1 protein-coding gene and 1 pseudogene are annotated in these 1904 nt (G+C 73.4%); one reads left to right on the top strand and one right to left on the bottom strand.

Translation table 11 applies throughout. The annotated features are described in order from the left end of the window. Nucleotides 1-111 (top strand): annotated as a pseudogene (locus ACFWEG_RS28980) (adenosine deaminase); the annotation flags it as partial. Between the two features lie 140 nt (nucleotides 112-251). On the opposite strand, the gene nhaA reads toward ACFWEG_RS28980, so the two are convergent. Next, on the bottom strand, nucleotides 252-1643 hold the full coding sequence (gene nhaA / locus ACFWEG_RS28975; protein WP_387221082.1) for a Na+/H+ antiporter NhaA: 1392 nt from the start codon (nucleotides 1641-1643) through the stop codon (nucleotides 252-254). Between the last annotated feature and the right edge of the window lie 261 nt (nucleotides 1644-1904).

Genomic DNA, 1904 nt, shown 5'->3' with positions numbered 1-1904 from the left:
TCGTACGCCCCGCTGCTCGGCGGGCTCACCCCGGCGCTGGAGATCATCCTGGACGCGGTCGACAGCGCGTCGCGGGAGACCGGGCTCGGGATGCGCGTGGTGGTCGCCGCCGCCACCAGCTGACCGAGGCTGCGCTCGCCGCCGCTCTCGAGATGGCTCATCGCGTCTCTCCTCTGCGTTCACTTGCGTCGTCTGCTCTTCGGCCGCACAGGACGGCGTGCGTTCCCGCTGCCGCACCGTCAGATGTCAGATCATGCCCGACTGTCGTCCTCGTCGCTTGCCCGGGCGGCGGCTTCCGCACGCCTCCTGTGCTCGGCCGCGCGCGTCTCGTACATCGCGGCCATCCGGAGGTGGTACTCCGGCAGGCCGACCTGGTCGATGTCGGGAATGCCGTCGCCGTCCTCGTCGCGGGTCTCCTCCGACCACATCCGCGCGTACTTCGCGTTGCGGGTGCGGAGCAGGACGGAGGCCAGCACGGCCGCGACCAGCGAGCCGAGCAGCACGGCCGCCTTCACCTCGTCGGCGAGGCCGGGGTCGTCGGGGAAGGCGAGCTCCCCGATGAGCAGCGAGACGGTGAAGCCGATGCCGGCCAGCGTGGCCACCGCGAACACGTCGGGCCAGGCGAGCTCGTCGTTCAGCTCCGCGCGGGTGAACCGGGCGGCCAGCCAGGTCCCGCCGAAGATCCCGAGCGCCTTGCCGACGACGAGCCCGAGCACCACCCCGAGGGTCTCCGGGCGGGTGAACACGTCCTCGACGGCGCTGACGCTCATCACCACCCCGGCCGAGAACAGCGCGAAGAGCGGGACGGCGATCCCGGCCGACAGCGGCCGCACCAGGTGCTCGACGCGCTCGCCCGGGGACAGCTCCTCCCCCTCGTGCCGGTGGCAGCGGAGCATCAGCCCCATCGCCACCCCGGCGATCGTGGCGTGCACGCCGCTGTTGTACATCAGCGCCCAGACCACCACGGCGAGCGGGACGTACACGTACCAGCCACGCACGCCCGCGCGGAGCAGCAGGTGGAAGACGAGCAGGCCGGCGAACGCGCCGCCGAGCGCGGCGAAGTTCAGGTCACTGGTGAAGAACACGGCGATGATCAGGATCGCGAACAGGTCGTCGACGACGGCGAGGGTGAGCAGGAAGGCCCGCAGCGCCGAGGGCAGCGAGGTGCCGATGACGGCCAGCACGGCGAGGGCGAAGGCGATGTCGGTGGCGGTGGGGACGGCCCAGCCGTCGGTGGACCCGCCGCCGACCAGGTTGACGGCCAGGTAGACCAGCGCGGGCGTGACCATCCCGCACAGGGCGGCGATCACCGGCAGCGCCGCGGCCCTGCGGTCGCGCAGTTCGCCCGCCACCAGTTCGCGCTTGAGCTCGACACCGGCTACGAAGAAGAAGACCGCGAGGAGGCCGTCGGCGGTCCAGTGCTCGATCGACAGGTCGAGCCCGAGGACGGCGGGACCGAGGTGCAGGTCGCGCACCTGCTCGTAGCTGCCGCCGAAGGCGTTCGCCCACACGAGCGCGACCACCGCGGCGGCCAGGAGCAGCATGCCGCCGACGGTCTCCGTGCGCAGCGCGTCGGCGAGGTGGCGCCGCTCGGGGAGGGACGGGCGGTGGAGGAACTTCGGCAGGGAGGGGGGCGCGGGCACGTGGTGGCCTCCGGTTCGGGGGTCGGGCGGGCAGGACTCTTCCGTCCGCCGACCAGACTTCCCGGCACCCCTCTGAAGTTTTTCCGACGCGCCCGTCACTCTACGGGGGCGGGGGCGGCCGGGTACGCCGGCCGAGTGAGTGTCCGCGCGAACGGCAGGGGTGCCCGGTGCACGAAACCGGGCCCCCCCCCCCAACCAGCGGGGGCCCCGGGGGGCCGCCGCCCCGGCCGCCGGGCCGGACACCGAGCCCCCCCCGGGGCG

It is taken from the genome of Streptomyces sp. NPDC060194 (genome assembly GCF_042728285.1).
Taxonomy (GTDB): Bacteria; Actinomycetota; Actinomycetes; order Streptomycetales; family Streptomycetaceae; genus Streptomyces.
The sequence above is the reverse complement of the archived record's forward strand: the minus strand, read 5'-3'. Positions and strand labels throughout refer to the sequence as shown.